The 20,931-nt window shown below is 39.2% G+C and carries 20 protein-coding genes, 1 pseudogene and 1 other annotated feature; of the genes and pseudogenes, 5 read left to right on the top strand and 16 right to left on the bottom strand.

From position 1 onward, the window contains the following. Positions 1–172: 172 nt before the first annotated feature. A complete protein-coding gene (locus ACFOSE_RS05420; protein ID WP_380431387.1) occupies positions 173–703 on the bottom strand; it encodes a PadR family transcriptional regulator in 531 nt (176 codons plus the stop codon). A gap of 122 nt (positions 704–825) precedes the next feature. Between ACFOSE_RS05420 and ACFOSE_RS05415 the strand changes: the two genes are divergently transcribed. Beyond that, positions 826–2,514, top strand: a complete 1,689-nt coding sequence (locus ACFOSE_RS05415) for a DHA2 family efflux MFS transporter permease subunit (RefSeq protein WP_380431385.1) — start codon at positions 826–828, stop codon at positions 2,512–2,514. Positions 2,515–2,598: 84 nt separating this feature from the next. Here the strand turns inward: ACFOSE_RS05415 and rpmH are convergent, their stop codons facing one another. The 5 genes from rpmH to ACFOSE_RS05390 form a co-directional block, all read right to left on the bottom strand. Beyond that, positions 2,599–2,733: a 50S ribosomal protein L34 gene (gene rpmH / locus ACFOSE_RS05410; protein WP_003082097.1), complete on the bottom strand. Its 135-nt coding sequence runs from the start codon at positions 2,731–2,733 to the stop codon at positions 2,599–2,601. A gap of 96 nt (positions 2,734–2,829) precedes the next feature. Next, on the bottom strand, positions 2,830–3,240 hold the full coding sequence (locus ACFOSE_RS05405; RefSeq protein ID WP_380431383.1) for a DUF3021 domain-containing protein: 411 nt from the start codon (positions 3,238–3,240) through the stop codon (positions 2,830–2,832). Between the two features lie 10 nt (positions 3,241–3,250). Continuing rightward, positions 3,251–3,706, bottom strand: a complete 456-nt coding sequence (locus ACFOSE_RS05400; RefSeq protein WP_380431381.1) for a LytTR family DNA-binding domain-containing protein — start codon at positions 3,704–3,706, stop codon at positions 3,251–3,253. A 91-nt stretch (positions 3,707–3,797) separates the two neighbouring features. Continuing rightward, positions 3,798–4,661 carry an ABC transporter permease gene (locus ACFOSE_RS05395; RefSeq protein ID WP_380431379.1) on the bottom strand — a complete coding sequence of 288 codons (864 nt, stop codon included), beginning with the start codon at positions 4,659–4,661 and terminating at the stop codon, positions 3,798–3,800. Then, positions 4,661–5,515, bottom strand: a complete 855-nt coding sequence (locus tag ACFOSE_RS05390) for an ABC transporter ATP-binding protein (RefSeq protein WP_380431377.1) — start codon at positions 5,513–5,515, stop codon at positions 4,661–4,663. The genes ACFOSE_RS05395 and ACFOSE_RS05390 overlap by 1 nt, the downstream gene beginning before the upstream one ends. A 578-nt stretch (positions 5,516–6,093) precedes the next feature. On the opposite strand from ACFOSE_RS05390, the gene ACFOSE_RS05385 reads away from it, so the two are divergent. The 3 genes from ACFOSE_RS05385 (at position 6,094) to ACFOSE_RS05375 (ending at position 9,528) form a co-directional block, all read left to right on the top strand. Beyond that, positions 6,094–7,644, top strand: coding sequence for a hypothetical protein (locus ACFOSE_RS05385; protein ID WP_380431376.1), 1,551 nt, complete (start codon positions 6,094–6,096; stop codon positions 7,642–7,644). Between the two features lie 298 nt (positions 7,645–7,942). Further along, positions 7,943–8,232: a binding site (T-box leader), on the top strand. A gap of 184 nt (positions 8,233–8,416) precedes the next feature. Then, positions 8,417–8,788 (top strand): ABC transporter permease subunit, encoded by a 372-nt coding sequence (locus tag ACFOSE_RS05380; RefSeq protein ID WP_380431389.1) that lies wholly within the window; start codon positions 8,417–8,419, stop codon positions 8,786–8,788. Positions 8,789–9,009: 221 nt separating this feature from the next. Beyond that, the gene (locus ACFOSE_RS05375) at positions 9,010–9,528 is read left to right on the top strand and encodes an NAD(P)-dependent oxidoreductase (RefSeq protein ID WP_380431374.1); all 519 of its coding nucleotides are present in this window, start codon (positions 9,010–9,012) and stop codon (positions 9,526–9,528) included. 495 nt (positions 9,529–10,023) lie between these two features. On the opposite strand, the gene jag is transcribed toward ACFOSE_RS05375, so the two are convergent. From jag to ACFOSE_RS05335, 8 genes are all read right to left on the bottom strand, one after another. Continuing rightward, positions 10,024–11,157, bottom strand: coding sequence for an RNA-binding cell elongation regulator Jag/EloR (jag, locus tag ACFOSE_RS05370; protein WP_380431372.1), 1,134 nt, complete (start codon positions 11,155–11,157; stop codon positions 10,024–10,026). A 47-nt stretch (positions 11,158–11,204) separates the two neighbouring features. Next, positions 11,205–12,011 (bottom strand): YidC/Oxa1 family membrane protein insertase, encoded by an 807-nt coding sequence (locus tag ACFOSE_RS05365; RefSeq protein WP_380431370.1) that lies wholly within the window; start codon positions 12,009–12,011, stop codon positions 11,205–11,207. Then, a complete protein-coding gene (rnpA, locus tag ACFOSE_RS05360; RefSeq protein ID WP_380431368.1) occupies positions 11,995–12,354 on the bottom strand; it encodes a ribonuclease P protein component in 360 nt (119 codons plus the stop codon). Before rnpA ends, ACFOSE_RS05365 begins: the two co-directional genes overlap by 17 nt. A gap of 90 nt (positions 12,355–12,444) precedes the next feature. After that, the gene (gene argH, locus ACFOSE_RS05355; protein WP_380431366.1) at positions 12,445–13,827 is read right to left on the bottom strand and encodes an argininosuccinate lyase; all 1,383 of its coding nucleotides are present in this window, start codon (positions 13,825–13,827) and stop codon (positions 12,445–12,447) included. Positions 13,828–14,330: 503 nt separating this feature from the next. Beyond that, positions 14,331–15,521: an argininosuccinate synthase gene (locus tag ACFOSE_RS05350; RefSeq protein ID WP_380431364.1), complete on the bottom strand. Its 1,191-nt coding sequence runs from the start codon at positions 15,519–15,521 to the stop codon at positions 14,331–14,333. A gap of 438 nt (positions 15,522–15,959) precedes the next feature. Beyond that, positions 15,960–16,709 carry a response regulator transcription factor gene (locus ACFOSE_RS05345; RefSeq protein WP_380431362.1) on the bottom strand — a complete coding sequence of 250 codons (750 nt, stop codon included), beginning with the start codon at positions 16,707–16,709 and terminating at the stop codon, positions 15,960–15,962. Positions 16,710–17,390: 681 nt separating this feature from the next. Further along, on the bottom strand, positions 17,391–18,845 hold the full coding sequence (gene gltX, locus ACFOSE_RS05340) for a glutamate--tRNA ligase (protein ID WP_380431361.1): 1,455 nt from the start codon (positions 18,843–18,845) through the stop codon (positions 17,391–17,393). An 82-nt stretch (positions 18,846–18,927) separates the two neighbouring features. Beyond that, positions 18,928–19,482: a cysteine hydrolase family protein gene (locus tag ACFOSE_RS05335; protein ID WP_380431359.1), complete on the bottom strand. Its 555-nt coding sequence runs from the start codon at positions 19,480–19,482 to the stop codon at positions 18,928–18,930. Positions 19,483–19,597: 115 nt separating this feature from the next. Here ACFOSE_RS05335 and ACFOSE_RS05330 point away from each other — a divergent pair, with 115 nt between their 5' ends. Further along, on the top strand, positions 19,598–19,990 hold the full coding sequence (locus ACFOSE_RS05330; protein ID WP_380431357.1) for an Lrp/AsnC family transcriptional regulator: 393 nt from the start codon (positions 19,598–19,600) through the stop codon (positions 19,988–19,990). A gap of 40 nt (positions 19,991–20,030) precedes the next feature. Here the strand turns inward: ACFOSE_RS05330 and ACFOSE_RS05325 are convergent. Continuing rightward, positions 20,031–20,297: pseudogene (locus tag ACFOSE_RS05325) on the bottom strand (AIM24 family protein); the annotation flags it as partial. A gap of 88 nt (positions 20,298–20,385) precedes the next feature. Further along, on the bottom strand, positions 20,386–20,880 hold the full coding sequence (locus ACFOSE_RS05320; RefSeq protein WP_380431355.1) for a beta-class carbonic anhydrase: 495 nt from the start codon (positions 20,878–20,880) through the stop codon (positions 20,386–20,388). Positions 20,881–20,931 lie beyond the last annotated feature (51 nt).

Here is a 20,931-nt window from a genome sequence, read left to right as displayed (position 1 = left end):
TCCATTTTTCATCTTAAAGATAAGAGACACCAAAAAAGACAAACCTCCAAAAAGAAGTTTGTCTTCGGTCTGAGGTCACGTAAATTATTACGTGACCTTTTATCGTTAAATGCAGTGTCGGATAAGGGGTGACTTTTGACAGATCTGCTTTATGCTTGACCATCACAATATCTCATATAGAAGAACTCTCCAGCTTAGCCAGTTCATCTTCCAAAACCTTTTTAGTTGATTCATATTGAGCCAAACCGTATTTAATCGTAATTTCCTGGGTAGAAGTCAGACCACCTTCATTTTTCCATAATTTGAAATTATCATTTAATCTGTTGATTTTTTCCTCTTTTCTTGCGATCTCCTCTTTTAGCAGCTGCTTTAAAGCTGCTTTATCCAGAGAAGTTCCAAAAAACAGTCTCATCAGGAAATCAGACTTAAAGGTTTCATCATCTATTTCCGACTGTAAATAGTCATCAAATTCTTCCTTACCGGATTCAGTGATGGCATAAATGTTTTTATTTGGCCTGCCTTCTTGGATAATGACTTCTTTTAAAATCTTTCCGTCTTTTTCGAGCTTTCTTAAAGTGGGATAGATCATACCGTAAGTGCCATCATAAAAATAGGATAGCTGATTTTGCAGTATATCATTAATCTCATAACCTGAACGTTCTTTTTTGCTCAATATTCCAAGAATAATATCTTTCCCTTGCATAGGACTACCTCACTTCATTTATATGATTTATCATAATATAAATAACATCAGCAATCAACCCTTGACACTTATATTAATTTAGTTTATATTATCATTGTTAATATAAAAGAAAGGCATTTTCTATGAAACGTTTATTTGCTATTATTGCCATGTGCATTGGCATCTTCTTATGTATGCTGGATACCACTGTCATGAATATTGCATTGCCGGCTATTCAGGACAGCTTAAGCGTCAATCTGAATGACCTTCAATGGTCGCTCAATGTCTACACTATTATTTTTGCTTCATTGACCATTCCCTTAAGCAAACTGGCTGAAAAGTTTGGAAAGCACAAATTTTATTTACTGGGACTGCTGATTTTTATGGGAGGCTCTCTCATCTCTGCAGTCAGCTCTGACCTTAAGCTACTAATTTTTGGGCGCGGGCTGCAGAGTATTGGAGCAGCCATTGTCTTTCCTCTATCGATGACAATTGGGATTAATACGGTTAGCCTGACTGCACGTAAAAGTGTTATTGCAGCTTTAGGAGTTACGCAAGGGTTAGCTGCAGCTTTGGGACCGACCATTGGGGGAGTTTTGACACAGTTTTTGGGATGGCGCTGGATTTTTCTTGTAAATATTCCATTAATGATTATTTCTCTGCTAATATGTCTGGTATGTTTAGACTGGCATGAAGCAACAGAAAAAGCCAAGATTGATTATCTTGGCGCTCTGCTTAGCATGGCAACCTTATTTGCACTGACTCTGGGTCTTGTACAAGGACGAGATTGGGGTTGGATGAGTCCTGAAATTCTGACTTTACTGATTAGTTCAGCCGTCCTTCTTATCATTTTCATCCTGTGGGAGAAACGCTGTCAGGCACCCATGGTACCTTTGGAACTCTTTAAAAATAAGGAATTTACCGGTTCTGCTCTTGCTATCATTCTCAGTAATATCTTTCTAGTAGCAGTAACTGTTGTTTTACCAACCTACTTTACCCGTGTGCAAAGCAAGACCGAATTGGAAGCTGCTTTGCTTGTCACACCGATTACTGCCATGATTTTTATTTTTTCACCACTCGCTGCTTTCATTATTGATAAATTGGGACCTCGTCTTGTCATTGCCACTGGTTTCACTCTAATGGCAACTGCCTATATCCTGTTTACAAAAATTGATATGGCAGACAGTATCCAAACCACCTTAACTTGTTTAATTTTAGGGACTGGTTATGGTATTATCGCTGGTCCTATCACGGTATTAGCTGCCTCAGACTTTACCGGAAATTTGCTAACAGCCTCCCAAAGTGTCGCCGGTGTCCTCAGACAGGTGGGAATTGTTCTAGCCGTCGCTGTCTATGTCACGGGACTCTATACGAATCTCAGCACAGCTAGAAAAGAGGCTGTCAGATACATCAAAACAGAAGTTAAGACTATTGATGTTTCAAAGACCAAACAAAAAACCATTCAGGAAACTGCTATTAAATCTCTAGGGAAGGGAACAAATAATAATACAGCTTCTGATCACTTCTCCAAAGCCGAACGCAAAGAAATTATCAATGAGGCTTATCAAAAAACACTGCAAAAATATCCAGACTATCTTCCTAAAGAACAAAAACAAGCTATTTACGGGAAAGTTAAATCCCGTGTCAGCCAAAAATTAACTAAGATTAATAAACAAATCAATGCAGCTGTTAAACATATTAAAAATTACTCTGTTGAAAGATATACGAAAGCTTTCACAAAACTTTATCGCTATTCAATAGGTTTCATTATTTTGGCTATTTTTTCAAGTTTGTTGTTTCCTAGAAAGAAATCTAATATCACCTCCCAATAGTTCCAACATAAACATTTAATACACAACAAAAATCCCAGCAAGCTCGAGTTCCTGCTGGGGTTTAGTTTGTATTCTAGGCAGCCATTAAGCTGACAATACTTTACGGCCTTTACGACGACGTGCAGCTAAGACTCGACGGCCATTTTTAGTTGCCATACGATGACGGAATCCGTGTTTGCGTTGGCGACGGATTTTACTTGGTTGAAAAGTACGTTTCACGCTGAATACCTCCTCATAGATTTTCGTATTCGTTTAGCCGGCTATGTGATCATTACTAAACATACCCTACTATTCTATAGGAAAGAATAAGGCTTGTCAAGATTTATTTTCCTGCCTTCTTTCTTGCAGATTACGGTTGATTTTTTCCACTCTTCTGTAAAACATCACATAAACGGCAAACCAGATAACAAAATAGATAAGAGAAAAATGCATGAGGACGGGAAGTGACAAAGGGGTGAGGAAGCCATCATTAAGATAGTTCATGAAAGTAACCAGAGCATATACACTTATAAAATGCAGTAATATCTGCCAGAGCAAAGCTGGCCGATCATATTCATAAATCATAGTCACTAGACCAATGACTGCGCTAATCCAAAGAACATTGGCAATCTGCACCACAGATTGTGTCTCAACACCTTGGATTAGTAAGCTAATGATATAAGTAATACTGCCGAATCCCGCACCTATAACAGCATAAGTCAGTGGTTTTCCAATATTAAATGTCATACGAACCTCCTTACAATCCCAATCGCTGTTCTAGATTTTTTAAGTAGCGTCGACTGACATCTGCCTTGCGCTTTCCCGTCAAAATGGCTAACATATTGCCCGAAAAGCTGGCTTCTAAGGCTTCTAAGTGGTTAATATTGATTAGGCCATGCTTTGACACCTGTACAAAATCAGAATTATTCAGCCGCTCTTTAAACTTATAGAGCCGATCCGTAATAATATAGCGCCCCTTGAGTGTCTCTAGAATCAGGCTAGGACCGTCCACATCAATGAGAACCAGATCATCTATTTTGATCATCTCGATTCGGTCGGATGTTTTTATAGGAAGAATAGCTGGTGCTTCTGACTGATAAACGGCCAGATAATCTAAAAATTGCTGAACGTCAGAGCTCAATTCCTGACTACGCACCAGAACATCAATAGCATGATCTGCTAGCTCCTTATCTTCTTCAAAACGATAATCCACGCAACCTCCTTTTTGGTCCGTCCATTCAACCAAAGACCTGTTCATTTTAGACTCTATTTTAACAGATTCTACAGATGATTTAAATCCCAAGTCACTTTATTTCTGAACCATGGTTGATCTTAGGGCTCTTAAAACGAAGGAAAATACCTAGAGCTGCTAGAGCAAGCAGAGAAATGGCAGTTACAACCAGTATATTTTGACTGAGTGTTGTCAATTCATCCCATTTAAGACCGATTCCAAGATATTCTTTAACATTTATTCCTGGTTGTTTCCAATTAATCAATTTATCGGCTACCATAATTTGACGATAAGCAGCTGCCACATAGGCGGCTGGTGTCAATTTGATAACAGTTTGAGCAACGTCTGGGAGTCCTCCAAGCGGCATATAAACGCCAACTAAGAAACCGGAAGCCGTTCCGATAATGACTGAGAATCTCTCTGCTGCCTCAATAGCTCTAAAGAATTGAACAATAATCATACCAAGACCAGCTCCTAAAATGGCTGCTAAGAACATAATGCCAAAAATCTGAAGAAACTCCCCCCATTCTATTAACACATCATCTTGCCAATAGAAATAAAGTGACATGAGTCCATACATAATGATTTGCATGACAAAACCGATAAGGCTGGCACTGACAAGATATCCCAAGGTAAGTTTGAAAGCAGAGGTATCTGTCAGCAGAAAGTCGTTAAATTTTTGACTTTCCCGATCCTTAACTAAACGAGCCACACCTGTCCAAGTTGTTGTTACAGAGGTTACAGCTAAAATTCCTCCCATAACCCATTTATCCAGCATTTCCTCAGGATGACTAGCTGATGACCAAGCATCTACCATATTCTTTTGCAGGAAAATAATATAAAGAGCAAAAGCAATCCACGCTCCCATCAATGAGAAAAAAACACTGGTTTTGTTGCTGAAATAAAGGGCTAAATTTCGTTTTACTGTCGTTATCATTAGTCAATTTCCTTTCCTGTGATAGCAATGAAGGCATCATTGATAGTCCCTCGTTTAAATTCAAAATCAGCAATATCATCCTTGTGATTTGCGAGCAAGCTGATAGCTTCCTGCGAAGACAAGTCCTGAACTAAATAACCCGCTTCAGTTGCAGTAACTATATAAGGCAAAGTCGTCAAAAAGTGGTCATCTACCGTTTTCAGGGCAAGCTGGCTCTTAGCATATTCTTTGACCAAATCAAAGGCTGTGCCTTGTGCTAAAATTTTCCCGTGATCAATGACGTAGGTTACTTCAGCATTTTCAGCTTCTTCCAAATAGTGAGTGGTCAAAAAAATTGTCAACTCTTGTTCTCTTTTCAAACGATGAATCAATTCCCAAATCATTTGACGGGTTTGAATGTCCAAGCCTGTTGTTGGCTCATCCAAAAAGAGCAAATCGGGTTTATTAAGGAGAGCACGCGCAATATCCACACGCCTGCGTTGACCGCCAGACAGAGTCCCATATTTTTGGTTAATAAAGGTTGTCAATCCTGTCATTCTAATCAAATCGTCTAGCCATTTTCTATCAATCTGTTGATAAAGCCCAGCTCGGTTTTTCAAATTCGCCTTGACAGTTAACTCCTCATCCAGCACACTGTCTTGAAAGACAATTCCGATTTTGATATCAGGTGCCAGCATAATCTCCCCTGTTGTCGGCTTTAACAACCCCGTCAGCATTTTGATAGTCGTTGACTTCCCGGCACCATTGGTCCCAAGGTAGGCTACCAAGCTACCTTTAGGAATAGCTAGATTGAGTTTATTGACAACTTCCTTATCCGCATATTTTTTGGTTAAATTTTTAGTTTGAATTAACATCTTACTTCCTTTCTTTTTAAACGTTCCACCTTACTTTAGAGATATCCTCTTTCAACACCTTAAGCCTAACAAAAAAAGCGGCTCTTGTGGCTGCTTTCAAGGTGAGCGGTAGAAATGAAAAGGTAAGTGGTGGAGAAAGGGGGATTAATTCAATGGAAAGAAAACTCAAGAAGTTTGTATAGTTACTATAAATGGTCAATTTTTTATTAACCTGCAGTGCCAGCTCATGCTTTTAGTTCCAATTCACAAAACAATTTCATTTGGACTATGCTCTAGCTGAGCAAACGAACAAAAGTCATCAAAATGAAGCACCTGAATCATAAGCCCCTTAGCAAGAGTTGCAAAGAGATGAAATTCTGGCTAAAGCAGATCATCTTTATTTATAACCTAGTATTTTTACTAGCACCACAGAATAATGTATAAAATTGTCCAGTCAGAGACTAAATCTCTGCGTCTTAATTTTGACTATCAACACTTACTCATTTAAAAGAGAAAAAACAAAAAATTCTAATATTCCAGAAAACGCTTGTAATTGTTAAATTTTTCTTTATAATATCTCTAAAGAAAGGGAATAATATATGAAAAATGTGACATCATCATCTTGGCAATTTGCCAAAAAATATTTAGTCCAATTATCATGTGTAACAGCCTTGGTAGCCGCTGCAAGCTTTATCTCAGATACTGCTTCTGCAGATACACTGTCATCGGATACTGCTGGAACTGAAACAGTTGCCAATCTAAAAGAAACAACTAGCGCAGAAAAAACACCAGCAGCCCAATCCCAAACAACAGAGAACTTCAGTGCTGATCCTGTAACAGCTCAACCCTCCCAGTCTATAGGACAAACAGAATCCAGTGAAGGGGCTGATGATAGAGCTGATGAAAAAGCTAGTTCTAGTGAAGTTGTCAGCGATACACCTTCTGTGTCCACTAGTGAAACGACAGAACAGCAAGAAGCGATTTCTGTCGACAGCTGGCTGCCGGCAGATGCTAGTACTCAAGCAGCTACTGAAGGGACCGCAACCTCTTTGACAGCTACCAGCGAACCTGTCCATCAAGGTTTTCACACTGATGGACAAGGAAACTGGTATTATGCAGATGAAAAAGGTAATCGTCTTACTGGCCTTCAAGTCATAGATGGCAATACCTATTATTTTGATGATAAGGGAATCCAGGCTAAGGGTAAAGAAGCGGAGCTCGATGGTAACATCTACTATTTTGATGAAGATAATGGTCAAAGGTGGAATGATCGTTTCCGCCAAATTGATAATGATGTTTGGGTATATTACGGAAGTAGTGGTGCGCGTGTCACGGGTGCTCAAACGGTTAATCAGGTAAATCTTTACTTTAATGATCAAGGTGAGCAAGTCAAGGGTGATTTTGCAGCTGATGGTCACTATTATGATAAAGACAGCGGTACTATGCTGACTAAGCGTTATGTAGAGAAAGATGGAAACTGGTACTACGTAGATGAAAAGGGAGATAAATTAACCGGAGCACAGACGATTGATAGCGTTAAAGTCTACTTCTTTGCAGATGGCCGGCAAGCTAAAGGAGAATTCTCCCAGTATGGTGATGGCGGTCAGTATTATGATGCTGATTCTGGTGCACAAGTAACTGATGTAGCAGGGACTCCCCGATTTATTCAAACGCGCGAAGGTAATCGTTACTATGTCAACGAGAAAGGACAAAAGGTAACGGACCTTCAGATTATTGATGGTAATATCTATTATTTCGGCTCACCGACTCGAAAACACTATATTGGGGCCCAAGTGCGAGGTGATCTGGCCTACGCTTATAACGATCCCATCCCAGGCAGCAGCCATCTTTATTATATGGATCCAGAAACAGGTATTGCTTGGAAAAATCGCTATGTTGAAAAGGATGGCAGCACTTATTATTTCGGTGCCGAAGGTTATGCCTTGACAGGAGAGCAGACAATTGACGGGATAGCTGTTTATTTCCGCCGTGATGGTCGACAAGTCAAGGGAGAATTGATCAACGAAAATGGTCTAACTCGTTACTATGCACCTGATACTGGTGAACGCGTCCGTAACACTACCAAAACCATTGACGGAGTGACCTACTCTTTTGATGCAAATGGTGATGGGACAGTCGTTACATCTTAAAAACAGGTAACCTATTATCTTATCCATATAAAAAAAGCTGAGCAATGGACTGTCTCTCAAAAGGTAGCGCTAAATCTAATTTTTGGGAGTCAGAACAAAACTAATACTCAGCTTTTTTTGTGATCTCAAAAAGGGACTATTTTTATTAGTCCTACCTGCAAAGCAGCTACATTTAGAAAGGCTAAGAGTCTTTTGTTTCACTATAATCACATAAAATAAAATCATGACTCGCTATAAAAAATTTAGCTTTGACCAAATCAGGTAGGGCAGCTATAATGGATTCCAATAATTAAATAAGCAAACGACAATAAAAAGAAGAGTAGATTTATTTTTTTTCTGTTTTCAGAGAGCTGCTGATTGGTGTGAGGCAGTAACAGAAAATAAGTCGAAGATGGTCTTGAAGTTAAACAAACCGAGTACTGACAAAGTTTGTTCGGGAACTCCCGTTATAGAGTTACGGTATATTTGTATTCCTTTTAATGAAGGCTAAAGATGCCTATCAAAGGAGAAAACAACTGATACCGTGAGGTGGAATGTATCGTTATTCAAATAAGGTGGTACCGGGGAACAAGCACTTTCGTCCTTATACTAATAGCTATTTCTTGTTGTGATCAGATTTGGCACATCAAGTGGTGAAAAGTAGAGGAGACGGCAGTGCTTTTTATTTCCTCTGGAAAGGAGAAATAATGAAACAGCTTATTAAAATGAATAGAGGCAAGAGGAGGTTTTATGTTTTTTTGATTACCATTATCTACGGGATTTATTCCCTCAAATTTTAAAAGCTTTTCCTATCACTTTCGCTATCGTTCTGGTGTCTACGATATTTGGACTATTGATTGGTTTAGGGATTGCCGTGATAAGAATAGAGAAAGTCCCCCTACTAAACGCCCTGATGCGTTTATATACATCTTTTATCCAAGGAACCCCAGTCATCGTACAGCTGTTTATCGTCTACTACGAGATCCCTGGTTTATTAGGATTAATTCATGCCAGCACAGCCTCTGTAACGAAGTTGACCTTTATGTATATCGCTTATAGTCTAAACACCGCAGCCTATACAGGAGAAATTATTCGTTCTTCCATCACCAATGTCCCTAGGAGTCAATTTGATGCTGCCGCTTCTATAGGTATGGACAAGTGGTAAACTTGCTCATAACTATATTCAATCTAAACGGATCACGGTTTTAATACTCCTTAGAAGGTTCAGCTAATTCAGATCCTTATTTTGATGAAATTTCACTTTATTCAAGTTCTTCCGGCATTATTCATTTTTATCAAGTTACTGGTGATAAGATCTACCTTACTGAGGCTGAATAAGTCTTTCCTTATATCAATTATCGTTGGAAGGAAGATAGAGAACTTAGTTTGGCCTTTTCACCTTGGGCTTTTACGACAGATTATACAGGAGCAGAAGAAAAAGCTATTACCAAACAAGCTGTTGAGGCCAATTTTGAAACAACAGCTATTGTCCGTAATCTTGAAAAAGCTAAAGACCTATTTGGTCAAACGGTCTCCTACTTCCATAAGGACGCTTTTGACCTTCAAAAAGAAGACTTAACTAATTTCGATGTGATTGTAAACACCTTCTCCCCTTCCGGACTGGATATCGCTTATCAACATATTGATTTAGCAGCAAAACTCATTGCTTTCTTCCGCCAAACTGAAAACCCTCGCCTCTTTTTCATCTTGGGAGCAGGGAGTTTAAAAAATGGTAAAGGCGGCCGTGTATTGGATGATTTAGAACAAATACCAGATGTCCAATCTTGGATTGAAGCCCCTCGTCAACAAGCAAAAGAATTTACTTTTCTATCAACTGTAGACAATGTCAATTGGGTGGGAATATCACCAGGATTCTTATTGTCACAAGGACCTGCAAAGAGCTAATTTCTGGCTCTGATACCATGTTATACAGTGACCCTAAAAAGCAAGAATCCGAAACAACAACTGGAAGCTTGGCTAAAGCTATTCTTAATGAACTTCAAAATCCTCAACACCATTAAGAACGTTTTACGGTAATTGATAATAATAACGAAACAAACATGGATTATTCACTTTCCATGCTTGTTTTAATTTTTATAATAAAAGTCATCTTCTAGCTAATATCTTGTTTTAATTCACGAGAATTTAACAATGACTCATCAAAAATTTTTATAGTTTCACTTAAGATCAACAAAGGCTGCTTTAATAGTCTAGTGAACTATTAAATATGGGAAATCCTGAGAGCGAGGCCCTCTACCTCACTTATCCCTTACTAGGTAGGTGACAGCAACTAGCCTAGCCAACTGCTAGATGGAAGTGGAGTAAAAATAAGAGAGCAAGAAAAATCGTGTTTCTTCAAAAGTAGCGATTTTTGTCGTCCCCTCTTTCATTTCGTCTATTCTACTCATTCAAAGTTACTACTACATAGCGATGAGGATCACTGCCTTCTGAATAACTTTCAACACCATCAATCTTAGCAATGGTCTTATGGACAATCTTACGTTCATCATTACTCATATTATCCATGGTATAAGGCTGGCCACTATCTAACACCCTATCAGCGATTCTTTGTGTGAAATCAATCAAAGTTTCAATCCGGCGTTCCACATAATCATGAACATTAACTGAAACTGAGAAAGAGCGAGAGTAATGGTCATGCAAAAAATTCTGTGTCAAAACCTGCAGGGACTTGAGCACCTTACCATGATAACCGATGACACGTCCAGCTTCTGGCGTTTCAATCTGAATGGTAATCCGACGATTAGAATGTGTAGTTTCTAAGCTAGCTTCTACATCCATTTCATAGATAATCTTTTCGACATAAGCTGTTACAGCTTCTGCTGCTTCTTCAATATCCTTACTCTGAGGTGATTCTACTTGATCAAATTCGTTAGCAACAAAGGATTCGAAAGAGTCTAACTCAACTGCTTCTGAGCCTACATTGGTTGCTGATTCTTCACCAGAGACTTCTACCACATCAAGATTCTCTTGGTTTTGAGGTTTCGGATCTGAGATTTCCGCTGTAGTAACAGTATTTAAAGGTAGGACATCAGCCTCCTCCCTAAGTTCCTCTTCCCAGTCAATATCTTCTTGGTCAAGTTCCTCTTTTTTACGGCGGTATTCCTCGACGATTTCATCGGGTAGTAAATCACTGAGAATAGCTGTTACCGAACGCTTAGCATCTAAAATTTCTGACTTAACGGTATCATTGACAACTTGACCGCGCTCCTCCAAATATTTGATGATACTAGTAACCTTGCGAGCTTCAATGGCTTCTTGTTTCAAACTGTCATCAGAAACTTGGCGCTTGCTCATGGCTCTGGGCAGATTGCGCACCACCTCCTGATCGGCCTGACTGACGGTTGTTCGACTGATAACTTCAACATCAACCTGAGCAGGCTTTTTACCAAATCCCAAAAAACCTTTTTTCCCACGCGATATCACTCGAATAGAGGCCTTAGTTTTTGTAATCCCTAACTCTGCTAATCCTTTATTAATTGCCCCTTCAACAGTATCACCTGTGAATATTACCATAATACTATTTCTCCTTCGCAAACAAAAATGAATCTTTTCTGCTGCGTTTATTTCCGTTTCTGACGTGCCTTTTTCTTAGCACGACGAATTCTTGCTTCTCTTTCCTTTTCTTCAGCTTCCTTGCGCTCACGCTCAGCAATAATTTTAAAAGGATTATTGAAAATGAGAACTTGAATAACTTGAAAGGCATTTCCAACTACCCAATAGAGGGCGATACCACTAGTGAAACTTGCCCCCATCCATAAGATAAAGAGTGGCATGATGAACATCGTGGCTGTCATAAAACCGTTCTTTTCTTTAGCTGCCTTGTTGCTGAGCCACGTCGATAAAAAAGTGAAGACAGCCGCTAGAATCGGCAAAATATAGGTAGAGTCATTCTTACTTAGATCCCAGATAAAGAAAGTCCCCTGACTCAATTCAGGTACACGAGTCAAGGCCTGATAAAGAGCCATCAGGACTGGCAACTGGATGGCTAATGGTATGAAGGCTGCCCACTGGTTAACCCCGTTTTCCTTGTAAAGTTCCTGTATCTTGATTGACTGTGTCGTTCGGTCATCCGCGTATTCCTTCTGAATCCGACGCAGTTCAGGCTGAAGCTCCTGTATTTCCTGACTAGACTTCATCTGACGATTATAGAGTGGGATCAAGGCAATCCGTATCAGTAGAGTAAAGAAGATAATTCCAATACCGACCGAACCACCGAAAGACAACCACTGGATTGCCCGACCAAAACCATAGACCACTTGGGACCAAAAGTCGGTCGATGAACTTGTTACTTCACTGCGACTGGCACAAGCAGTTAAGAAGACTAGAGCTGTTAGAAGCAGACCAGTCAGTTTAATTTTTTTCTTCACAATTCGTTCCTTCCTGATATAAATGAGCTAAGGATAAGACATGTTTTAGATTTTGTTTGACCTCCTGATAGGTCAAATCCTCAACTCCCTTACGAGCAATGACAATAAAATCATGGGTTTTAAGTTGGGGAGAGAATTCCATTAGGATGTGCCGTAATTTTCTTTTGACTCGATTGCGGGTCACAGCATTGCCTAGTTTTTTACTAACAGACAAGCCGACCCTAAAGTGCTGTTGAGGCTTATCCAGACTATAAACCACAAATTTACGATTAGCCACACTGCTCCCCTCTTTAAAAATGGCCTGAAAATCTAGGTTTTTCTTTACACGATAGGTCTTTTTCAACACAGTCTCCAAATCATCTAAATTACCCCCTATTATATCATAAAAGGCGAAAAAGCCCAAAATCGCATGAATTTCAGACTTTTACCCCAATCATAGATTTTTTCTAGCTTCCTCAACCTGCCATTTAACCTGGTCAAACCCCGTACCACCAAGGGAATTTCGGCGTTCAACTGCTGTTTTAGACTCTAAAGTCTTATAAATATCCTCTTCAATCAGTTCAGAAATTTCTCGATAGCGCTCTAAAGGTACATCTTGAAGATAGTAACCCGCCTTGGTACATTCAAGGACTAGTTTTCCTACAATTTCATGAGCTTGACGGAAAGGTAATCCCTTAACGGCCAAATAGTCAGCCAATTCAGTCGCATTGGAGAAATCTTTTTCTGTTGATTCAGCCATGTGACTGTCATTAACCGTCATGCTGTCCAACATACCAGCTAAGATATCAATTGCAACAGTAATCGTCTCAGCCGTATCAAACATGCCTTCCTTATCTTCTTGAAGGTCCTTATTGTAGGCCAGAGGCAAAGATTTCATAACTGTTAGCAGACCGGTAAGATTACCATAAACACGGCCAGTCTTCCCACGAATCAACTCGGCCATATCAGGATTTTTCTTTTGTGGCATGATTGATGAACCTGTTGAGAAGGTATCTGATAGGGTCACAAAGCGATATTCATTGGAGCACCAGTTGATGATCTCTTCGCAAATCCGGCTCATGTGCATCATCAAAATGCTAGCATTTGACAAAAATTCCAAGATAAAATCACGATCGGACACCGCATCTAGAGAATTACTGTAAGGCTGAGAAAAGTCCATGAGCTGTGCAGTTCGTTGACGATCAATCGAGAAGGTCGTTCCAGCCAGAGCAGCCGCTCCAAGAGGCGATAAGTTGGTGTGCATCTGATTAAACTCAAAGCGTTCACTATCGCGAGTAAACATATTATAGTAGGCCATGAGATGATGACCAAAAGAAATCGGCTGAGCATGCTGCAAGTGCGTATAGCCAGGCATGATGGTATAAGTGTGCTCATCAGCTAAGTTAACCAAAACTTGACGCAAATGGTGTAACTTTTCGATCACCTCTGTCAATTTAGTTTTGAGATACAAGTGCATGTCTGTTGCGACCTGATCGTTACGAGAGCGAGCAGTATGTAACTTACCGGCCACTGAGCCAATTTTTTCAGTCAACAGCGATTCCAAATTCATGTGGATATCTTCATTGGAAATATCAAATTCAAGCTGACCTGCCTTATACTCATCAAGCAGCTCATCCAAGCCCGCCTTAATCTGCCTTGCCTCTTCCTGCGTGATAATCCCTGTCTCTCCCAACATAGTGACATGGGCGATGGAACCCTTCAAATCAAATTCTGCCATCTTTTGATCGAAAGAAATAGATGCCCCAAATTCCTCAACCCATTTCTCTAAACCAGCTTCAAACCGGCCACCCCATAGTTTATGATTCTCTGTTGTCATAACCAATATATTAAGAACAAGCAAAAAGACTGATTGTGAGTTCAGATACTCTCAACATCTAGCTAGCTTTTAGCCTGCTCCACTTCCTTTCTTTTTATATCTATCTAGTTTGTCGTTTAATCATCGTACGATTTTACGATACCATTAAAAGCTTAACATAAAGCATGTTCTAGCACAATCCCCTTGTGCAAGAGATCATTAAATGTCATATAAAAAGAGCGGAACGAGAATCGCTAAATTGTGATAAATCGCATTTTGATTTTGTCGTCCTGACTTTTTTCTGCACAGTTGATCTGATAAAGCTAGAGCAAAACAAAAAAGGCAGGACTTTTGTCCCAGCCTCTTTCTGCCTCACGGGCTTTTTCTTAAATGATTCTCTCTGGATATCTTTATTTAAGCTCGAAGTATCTCTCTGAATACCTTATCGAATTTACAAGTTATAAGAAAAGAGTCTCAGATGTATATCTCTGTATACTTTTATCTGATAAGCCTTCCTCACAATATTACTTATTGTTGACTTGTGAATTAACCTGTGTTGGCAAGCCCCAGAGTTTGATAAAGCCTACGGCAGCATCTTGATCAAAGCTATCAGCTGAAGTGTAGGTAGCTAGGTTTTCATCATAGAGTGAATTATCTGACTTACGAGCCACAACTTGCGCTGAACCCTTGTATAACTTAACCTTGGCTGTTCCGTTAACAACCTTTTGGGTTTCCTTGATATAAGCGATGATAGCTTCTGTTGCTGGGCTGAACCACAAGGCATTATAGATGAGGTTTGACAATTCATTTTCAAGAATTGGTTTGAAGTGAGAAACTTCACGTACCAAGGTCAAGTCTTCAATTTCCTTATGTGCTGTCAAAAGCGTGATAGCTGCCGGACATTCGTAAATTTCACGTGATTTAATACCAACCAATCTGTTTTCAACGTGGTCAATACGTCCAACACCATGAGCACCAGCAATTATATTCAACTTTTGAATCAAGTCAGCCAACTTCATGGACTCACCATTGAGAGCCACTGGTTTACCTTCCTTAAAGTCGATATCAACATATTCTGGTGTATCCGGTGCATCTTCTACCGCCACTGTAATACCATAAGCATCTTCTGGTGCTTGGTTCCAAGGATTTTCTAGAACACCGCACTCATTGGCACGCCCCCAAAGATTTTGGTCGACTGAGTAAGGATTGTCAAGGTCAGCTGGCACTGGTACACCGTTGGCCTTAGCGTATTCAATTTCTTCCTCACGTGACCACTTCCACTCACGAACTGGAGCAATAACTTTCAAGCTTGGATCAAGAGCCGCAATAGCTACTTCGAAACGTACTTGGTCATTCCCTTTACCGGTACAGCCATGGGCAATTGTCGTTGCTGCTGTCTTATGAGCGATCTCAACTAATTTTTTAGAAATAACTGGACGGCTGAGGGCTGAGACCAAAGGATATTTTTGTTCATAGTAAGCATGTGCCTGCAAGGCTGGAAGAACATATTCTTGCGCAAATTCATCTTTTACATCAAGCACGTAAGATTCAATGGCACCAACAGTCAAGGCCTTGTCATGAATAAATTCAAGATCTTTACCTTCGCCGACATCCATACAAACCGCAACGACATCATAATCTTTTTTCAACCAGGTAATCGCAACAGAGGTATCAAGACCTCCTGAGTAAGCTAGAATAACTTTTTCCTTCGACATAATATTTCCCTTTTCTTATTTATTGGTTGAAACTGCTAGCTCAACCTTATGACAATAATTGTATAGTATTTTTATTCATACGTCAACACACTTTTGTATTTTTTTCTAATTTTTCCTTTATTTTTTATATTTTTTTTGGTTTTTATTCATATTCTAGCTAAAAGTTCAAAAAATATGCAAAAAAAGAACCCGCATCAGCAGGTTTCTTTTTCCATTTCACAATATATTGGGAGAGAGATGAGAAATGGGTTTCGAATAAATAAGAAGTTCGGGATAAGTTTGCGTCTGTTTTCTATCAGTTAAAATTTGGAGAGAAACTAATAGAAAACTTCATCCCTACATTCACTAGTATAATAGAAATCCCAAAATTTTGAATAGCAATATCTTGAATTGTTGTTTTTTTATCTTGAAATGTTTTGATAAGGTCTTTACTTACAGTTAAATATCTTTCTGTCTCTGTTCCCATTCCTTCATTAAGGACTTCATTTTCAAACGGGACACTGGGCAGGCATCGCCGTTATCAAAGTAAACCAGAAGCTCGACTTTATCCACACGACTGATATTATCCAGATTGATGAGGAAGGAACGGTGACAAGAAAATAGTCGTGAATTAACAGCTGCGATTTCAGACAGGCTGCCGTAGAATTCCAAACGCTCCGTTTTGGTCATCAACATCACCTTATGGGGAGTTGGTGAGGTTGCGAAATAATAGATATCTTTAAAAGGTAGCTGAACACGCGCCTGAGCCGATTCAAAAGTAAATACTTCATCAACTTCCTCAGTTCGATGCATATTATTAGCCGTATAAGTAATTGCCTCTCGCAATTCTTCTTTAAAATCTTCATCTGAGACAGTTTTGTCAATAAAATCCAAGGCAGATACCTTGTATTTAAAACTGATTGGAGCAAATTCCGAGTGGGTCGTTACAAAAACAATGACGGCTGCTGGATCAATGCTACGGATATCAGCAGCTGTTTCCAAACCTTTTTTCGTTTCCCCTTTAATATCAATATCCAGGAGAAAAAGCTGATGATTCCCCTTTTCGACAATAGTTTCTAATAGATTCTGAGGCTTGGAAGACACTTCTAACTGACGAGCCGATAGGCCTTCCTCCCTTAAAATCTCTGTAACCAGCGTCTTGATTCTCGTTTGCTGGATAAGATTATCTTCTAAAATAAATATATTCATAACTTCTTACCATTTCTAGTCACTATTTGAAATATTATATTATTTTATACTTAAAATAACAAAAACCTCCGAATTATCGGAGGCTTTAAAATTCAGTGAACAGTATGTCCTTTATGATTGGCTAAGCAAGGAAACAAATCAGCTGTCCAGAGAAATTCTCCCCCCTATCTCTAAAACAATCGCTCCTTGGATTACCAACTTTGACAGTACGCAAACTTATCACCGCCTGTCCTATTATAGCATAATGAGATTATAATACACAGTAAAATATTTGGTATTTTTTATGAATTTTTTTTAGAAAAAAGAAACAGTCTAGTGACTTTATTCTTCTCACTAGTACGCTGGTAGGAAATTATTGCTTAATATACAACATCCACTGTGTATTGAGCTTCATTTTTTTGGGCTTTCCGATACTCTCTTTCAAGCCTTTGACTTTTGTAATTCGATATCTCTGCCACTTGCCTAGCAAGGAGAAAGTAGGTAGTTTTAATTTCCCATCTTTAATAGTCTAATGGACTATTAAAGCCAGCAATAGTTGATTGAGACCACAGCTTCTAATCAATTGAGTAGGAGAAAATGCTAAAGTTGATAAATCAGCAAACATTTTTCCATCTCTGTATCTTGCAACTAAAATTATAAAAATCAAGAGACTGGGCACTTTTGCCTCAGTCTCTCTTAAACTTATAATTGTTTTAACATATTGTCTAGATGCTCGATAGATTTTTCACGTCCTAGAAGAAAGATGGTATCTGGTAGTTCTGGTCCATGCATTTCACCTGAAACAGCAATTCGGATTGGCATGAAGAGGTTCTTACCTTTGATACCTGTTTCTTTCTGAACAGCCTTGATTTGTGGGAAGATATTTTCCACGACAAAGTCAGCATCAGTCATCGCTTCAAGTTTAGCCTTGAAAGTACTCAAGACGGTCGGCACTGTTTCCCCTGCCATAAACTCCTTTGCCTGAACAGTCAGTTCTGGAAAATCTTCAAAGAAGAGATCGGTCAAAGGAACAATTTCATCAGCTGAAGTTAGTTGCGGTTGATAGAGTTCTACCAATTTTTCCGCCTTGTCTGTCAGACGTCCAACTTCTTCCAAGAAGGGTTTACAGAGCTCAAAAATGCGGTCAAAATCAGCATTCTTGATATAAGCATTACTCATCCAGTCTAATTTTTTTTGGTCAAAGGCTGCCGGTGACTTGCTGAGACGATTTTCATCGAAAAGCTCAATCAATTCCTCACGTGAGAAGATTTCATCTTCTCCGCCTGGATTCCAACCTAGCAGGGCAATAAAGTTAAAGACTGCTTCAGGTAGATAACCTTTTTTACGGTAGTCCTCAATAAACTGCAGCGTATTTGTGTCACGCTTGGACAGTTTCTTTCCAGTTTCTGAATTGATGATCAAGGTCATGTGACCAAATTGTGGTGCTTCCCAGCCCAAGGCTTCATAAACCATCAACTGTTTTGGCGTATTAGCAATGTGGTCATCACCGCGGATAACATGTGAAATTTGCATATCGTAATCATCAATAACAACTGCGAAATTGTAGGTTGGATAGCCATCACGCTTTTGGATAACCCAGTCACCACCAATATTACTGCCTTCAAATTCAATATCACCTTTGACAATATCAGTCCAACTGTAAAGCTCTGATTCATTGACAGCCAAGCGAACCGTTGGAGTAATACCTGCCGCTTCACGCTCTGCGATATAAGCAGCCTTCTCATCCTCACTCATACCGAGAAATTCATTGATATAACGCGGTGTTTCACCCGCTGCTTCTTGACGCTCCCGCTCTGCTGCAAGCTCTTCTTCTGTCACATAAGATTTATAGGCTTTCCCACTAGCTAGAAGTTGGTCGATATATTTTTGATAGAGTCCCAAACGCTCTGATTGCCGATAGTTTTCATGAGTTTCTGGACTTTCATCCCAATCAATACCCAGCCAGCGTAGATTGTCTAATTGTGAACGTTCCCCATCTTCAACATGACGCTTGCGATCGGTATCCTCAATCCGAACAATAAAAGTGCCTCCATGGTGACGTGCATAAAGATAGTTAAAGAGTGCTGTTCGCGCATTCCCAATGTGCAATAATCCTGTAGGGCTTGGTGCATAACGCACACGAATAGGTTGTGACATGTATTTCTCCTATGATATTGTTAAACAATAACATTATAACACAAATCCTTCTGCCAACAAGTTAAATATAGATCAACAGAATTTAGATAGAATCCTTATTGATCAAAAATTCAGCTGTCGTTTTAATCTGCGAAAAGTTTTGTAGTGCGCTAATAAAGCTCTTTTGTACAACCTCAACACTAACTATCTGACCTTGACAGTCAAGATCTTTTGTTGCTGTTGCATCTTGAATCAGTATAGGCTGATAACCTTTTTCCTTGGCAGCTCTTGTTGTTGAATCTACACACATATGCGTCATCATACCAGTAATAACCAGCTGTTCAATCTCCCAATCTTTCAAAATCTCCTCCAGATTTGTCTCTATAAAGCTATTTGGATAGGACTTTGAAATAATAATAGAGTTAGAATCCAAGGATAAATTTGAATGCAAACGAGCACCTTCACTGTTTTTGGCAAAAAAATCTGCTTGCTTGTCATTCTTAATATGCTGAATATAAATAATCAGTTGATTTGTTTCCAAAAAACAAGATTCTAATTGGTTAATATTGGCCAGTGCAGTATCCGGATTGACTAACTCGCACTTTCCGCCTTTAAAATAATCATTTTGCACATCTATTACTAACAATGCCTGTTTCATTTGAGAACTCCTTTTTTGGTGATATAATGAGTATAATACTTCGCTGATTAAATAAACATAAGCCAATGAAAAAAGAACTGACTGTTTATTTTCATCTTGAAAGGAATCTTTTATTATGGATCAGATTGATCAACAAATTTTAAACAGTTTAAAAAGTAATAGCCGTCTTACTAACAAGGAAATTGGGGAGGCCGTCCATTTAACTGGTCAAGCCGTGGGCAATAGAATTATCAAGCTACAAGAAGAAGGTCTCATAAGTGCTTTTTCTGTTAATATTCACTATCCAAATCAGCAATTTATTATGGTTTATATGGATAGCAATCAATTTAAGACATTTGAGGCATTTATAAACAGCTGTCCTGAAATTGATGAGTTCTATAAAGTTGCTGGACGGGCCTGTTATTTACTGAAATCCCATTTTTCAGATGATGAGCTTAAAAGCTTTCTGGAAGAATTAACAAACTGGGGACGTTATAATATCGAGTCTATTTTAAAACGTCTAAAATAGCTGACTGCTCAATGCCATTTATTTTTACAATAATTGCTGACTAGCTGCTGCCAGTTGTAATATACTGCTGAAGAGCACCAGCAATTGCTGCCGATTTAAACTTTGAATGTAAACTTCTCCATGACCTGCAAAAATATTAACAATTCCTTCATCCGTTCCAATAGACGTAAAAAGCCATTTCCCAAATAGATTTCATAATTGAAATTCGCGGCTCCAAGCAACAATGTGTGCATTGCGTCATAAACTAATCTGTCAGTTCAATCCTTTTAATAGAACCAAAACTGTTAGCCAGTAAATTGCCTTGGCCTAGGGACAAGGACTGCCAATCAACCCTTTCGTTAATCTGGTAAAGCTAGAGCAAAACAAAAAGGCCGGACTTTTGTCTAGCCTCAAGCCTATTTAACTTCAGAGATACGTCCTGTATCTACATCATAAACCCCGCCCGAAATGACTACATCATCCGGTATTAAAGGAGAATCCTTTAACAACTGCACATCCTGATGGACACTTGCCTCTATATCGGCGAAAGGCAAAAAGTCCGTGTCTCCTAAATCAACTTGAAAACGGTCTTCTAATTGACTAACAAACTCATCATTGTTAAAGGTTTGAGCGCCACAATCCGTATGGTGGAGCACTACGATTTCCCGTGTGCCTAACTGCTGCTGAGAGATAACCAAAGAGCGAATCATATCATCTGTAACACGGCCGCCGGCATTACGCAGAATATGGGCATCACCCAGGGCTAGACCCAAAGCTGATGCCACGTGCAGACGCGAATCCATACAAGTAATGATAGCAACCTTGGTCTTAGGTTTGATGGGTAAATGTTCCGTCCCATGCAAATCGACGTAAGCCTTATTGGCTTTCATAAAATTATCAAAGTAAGACATTGATGCTCCTTAATCTCAAGACTTAAACATTTTCCAGACTGAATGCAATTT

The organism is Streptococcus dentapri (assembly GCF_042649885.1).
Classification (GTDB): Bacteria; Bacillota; Bacilli; order Lactobacillales; family Streptococcaceae; genus Streptococcus; species Streptococcus dentapri.
This window is presented reverse-complemented; position numbering and strand designations above follow the sequence as displayed.

What these genes read in the sequence shown, in the direction of transcription:
- ACFOSE_RS05420 (WP_380431387.1), bottom strand. Translation starts at nt 703, where the DNA reads ATGCAAGGGAAAGATATTATTCTTGGAATATTGAGCAAAAAAGAACGT.
- ACFOSE_RS05335 (WP_380431359.1), bottom strand. Translation starts at nt 19,482, where the DNA reads ATGAAACAGGCATTGTTAGTAATAGATGTGCAAAATGATTATTTTAAA.
- ACFOSE_RS05390 (WP_380431377.1), bottom strand. Translation starts at nt 5,515, where the DNA reads ATGTTAATTCAAACTAAAAATTTAACCAAAAAATATGCGGATAAGGAA.
- ACFOSE_RS05345 (WP_380431362.1), bottom strand. Translation starts at nt 16,709, where the DNA reads ATGAATATATTTATTTTAGAAGATAATCTTATCCAGCAAACGAGAATC.
- ACFOSE_RS05320 (WP_380431355.1), bottom strand. Translation starts at nt 20,880, where the DNA reads ATGTCTTACTTTGATAATTTTATGAAAGCCAATAAGGCTTACGTCGAT.
- ACFOSE_RS05350 (WP_380431364.1), bottom strand. Translation starts at nt 15,521, where the DNA reads ATGTCGAAGGAAAAAGTTATTCTAGCTTACTCAGGAGGTCTTGATACC.
- ACFOSE_RS05385 (WP_380431376.1), top strand. Translation starts at nt 6,094, where the DNA reads ATGAAAAATGTGACATCATCATCTTGGCAATTTGCCAAAAAATATTTA.
- jag (WP_380431372.1), bottom strand. Translation starts at nt 11,157, where the DNA reads ATGGTAATATTCACAGGTGATACTGTTGAAGGGGCAATTAATAAAGGA.
- argH (WP_380431366.1), bottom strand. Translation starts at nt 13,827, where the DNA reads ATGACAACAGAGAATCATAAACTATGGGGTGGCCGGTTTGAAGCTGGT.
- ACFOSE_RS05395 (WP_380431379.1), bottom strand. Translation starts at nt 4,661, where the DNA reads ATGATAACGACAGTAAAACGAAATTTAGCCCTTTATTTCAGCAACAAA.
- ACFOSE_RS05415 (WP_380431385.1), top strand. Translation starts at nt 826, where the DNA reads ATGAAACGTTTATTTGCTATTATTGCCATGTGCATTGGCATCTTCTTA.
- ACFOSE_RS05330 (WP_380431357.1), top strand. Translation starts at nt 19,598, where the DNA reads ATGGATCAGATTGATCAACAAATTTTAAACAGTTTAAAAAGTAATAGC.
- ACFOSE_RS05405 (WP_380431383.1), bottom strand. Translation starts at nt 3,240, where the DNA reads ATGACATTTAATATTGGAAAACCACTGACTTATGCTGTTATAGGTGCG.
- gltX (WP_380431361.1), bottom strand. Translation starts at nt 18,845, where the DNA reads ATGTCACAACCTATTCGTGTGCGTTATGCACCAAGCCCTACAGGATTA.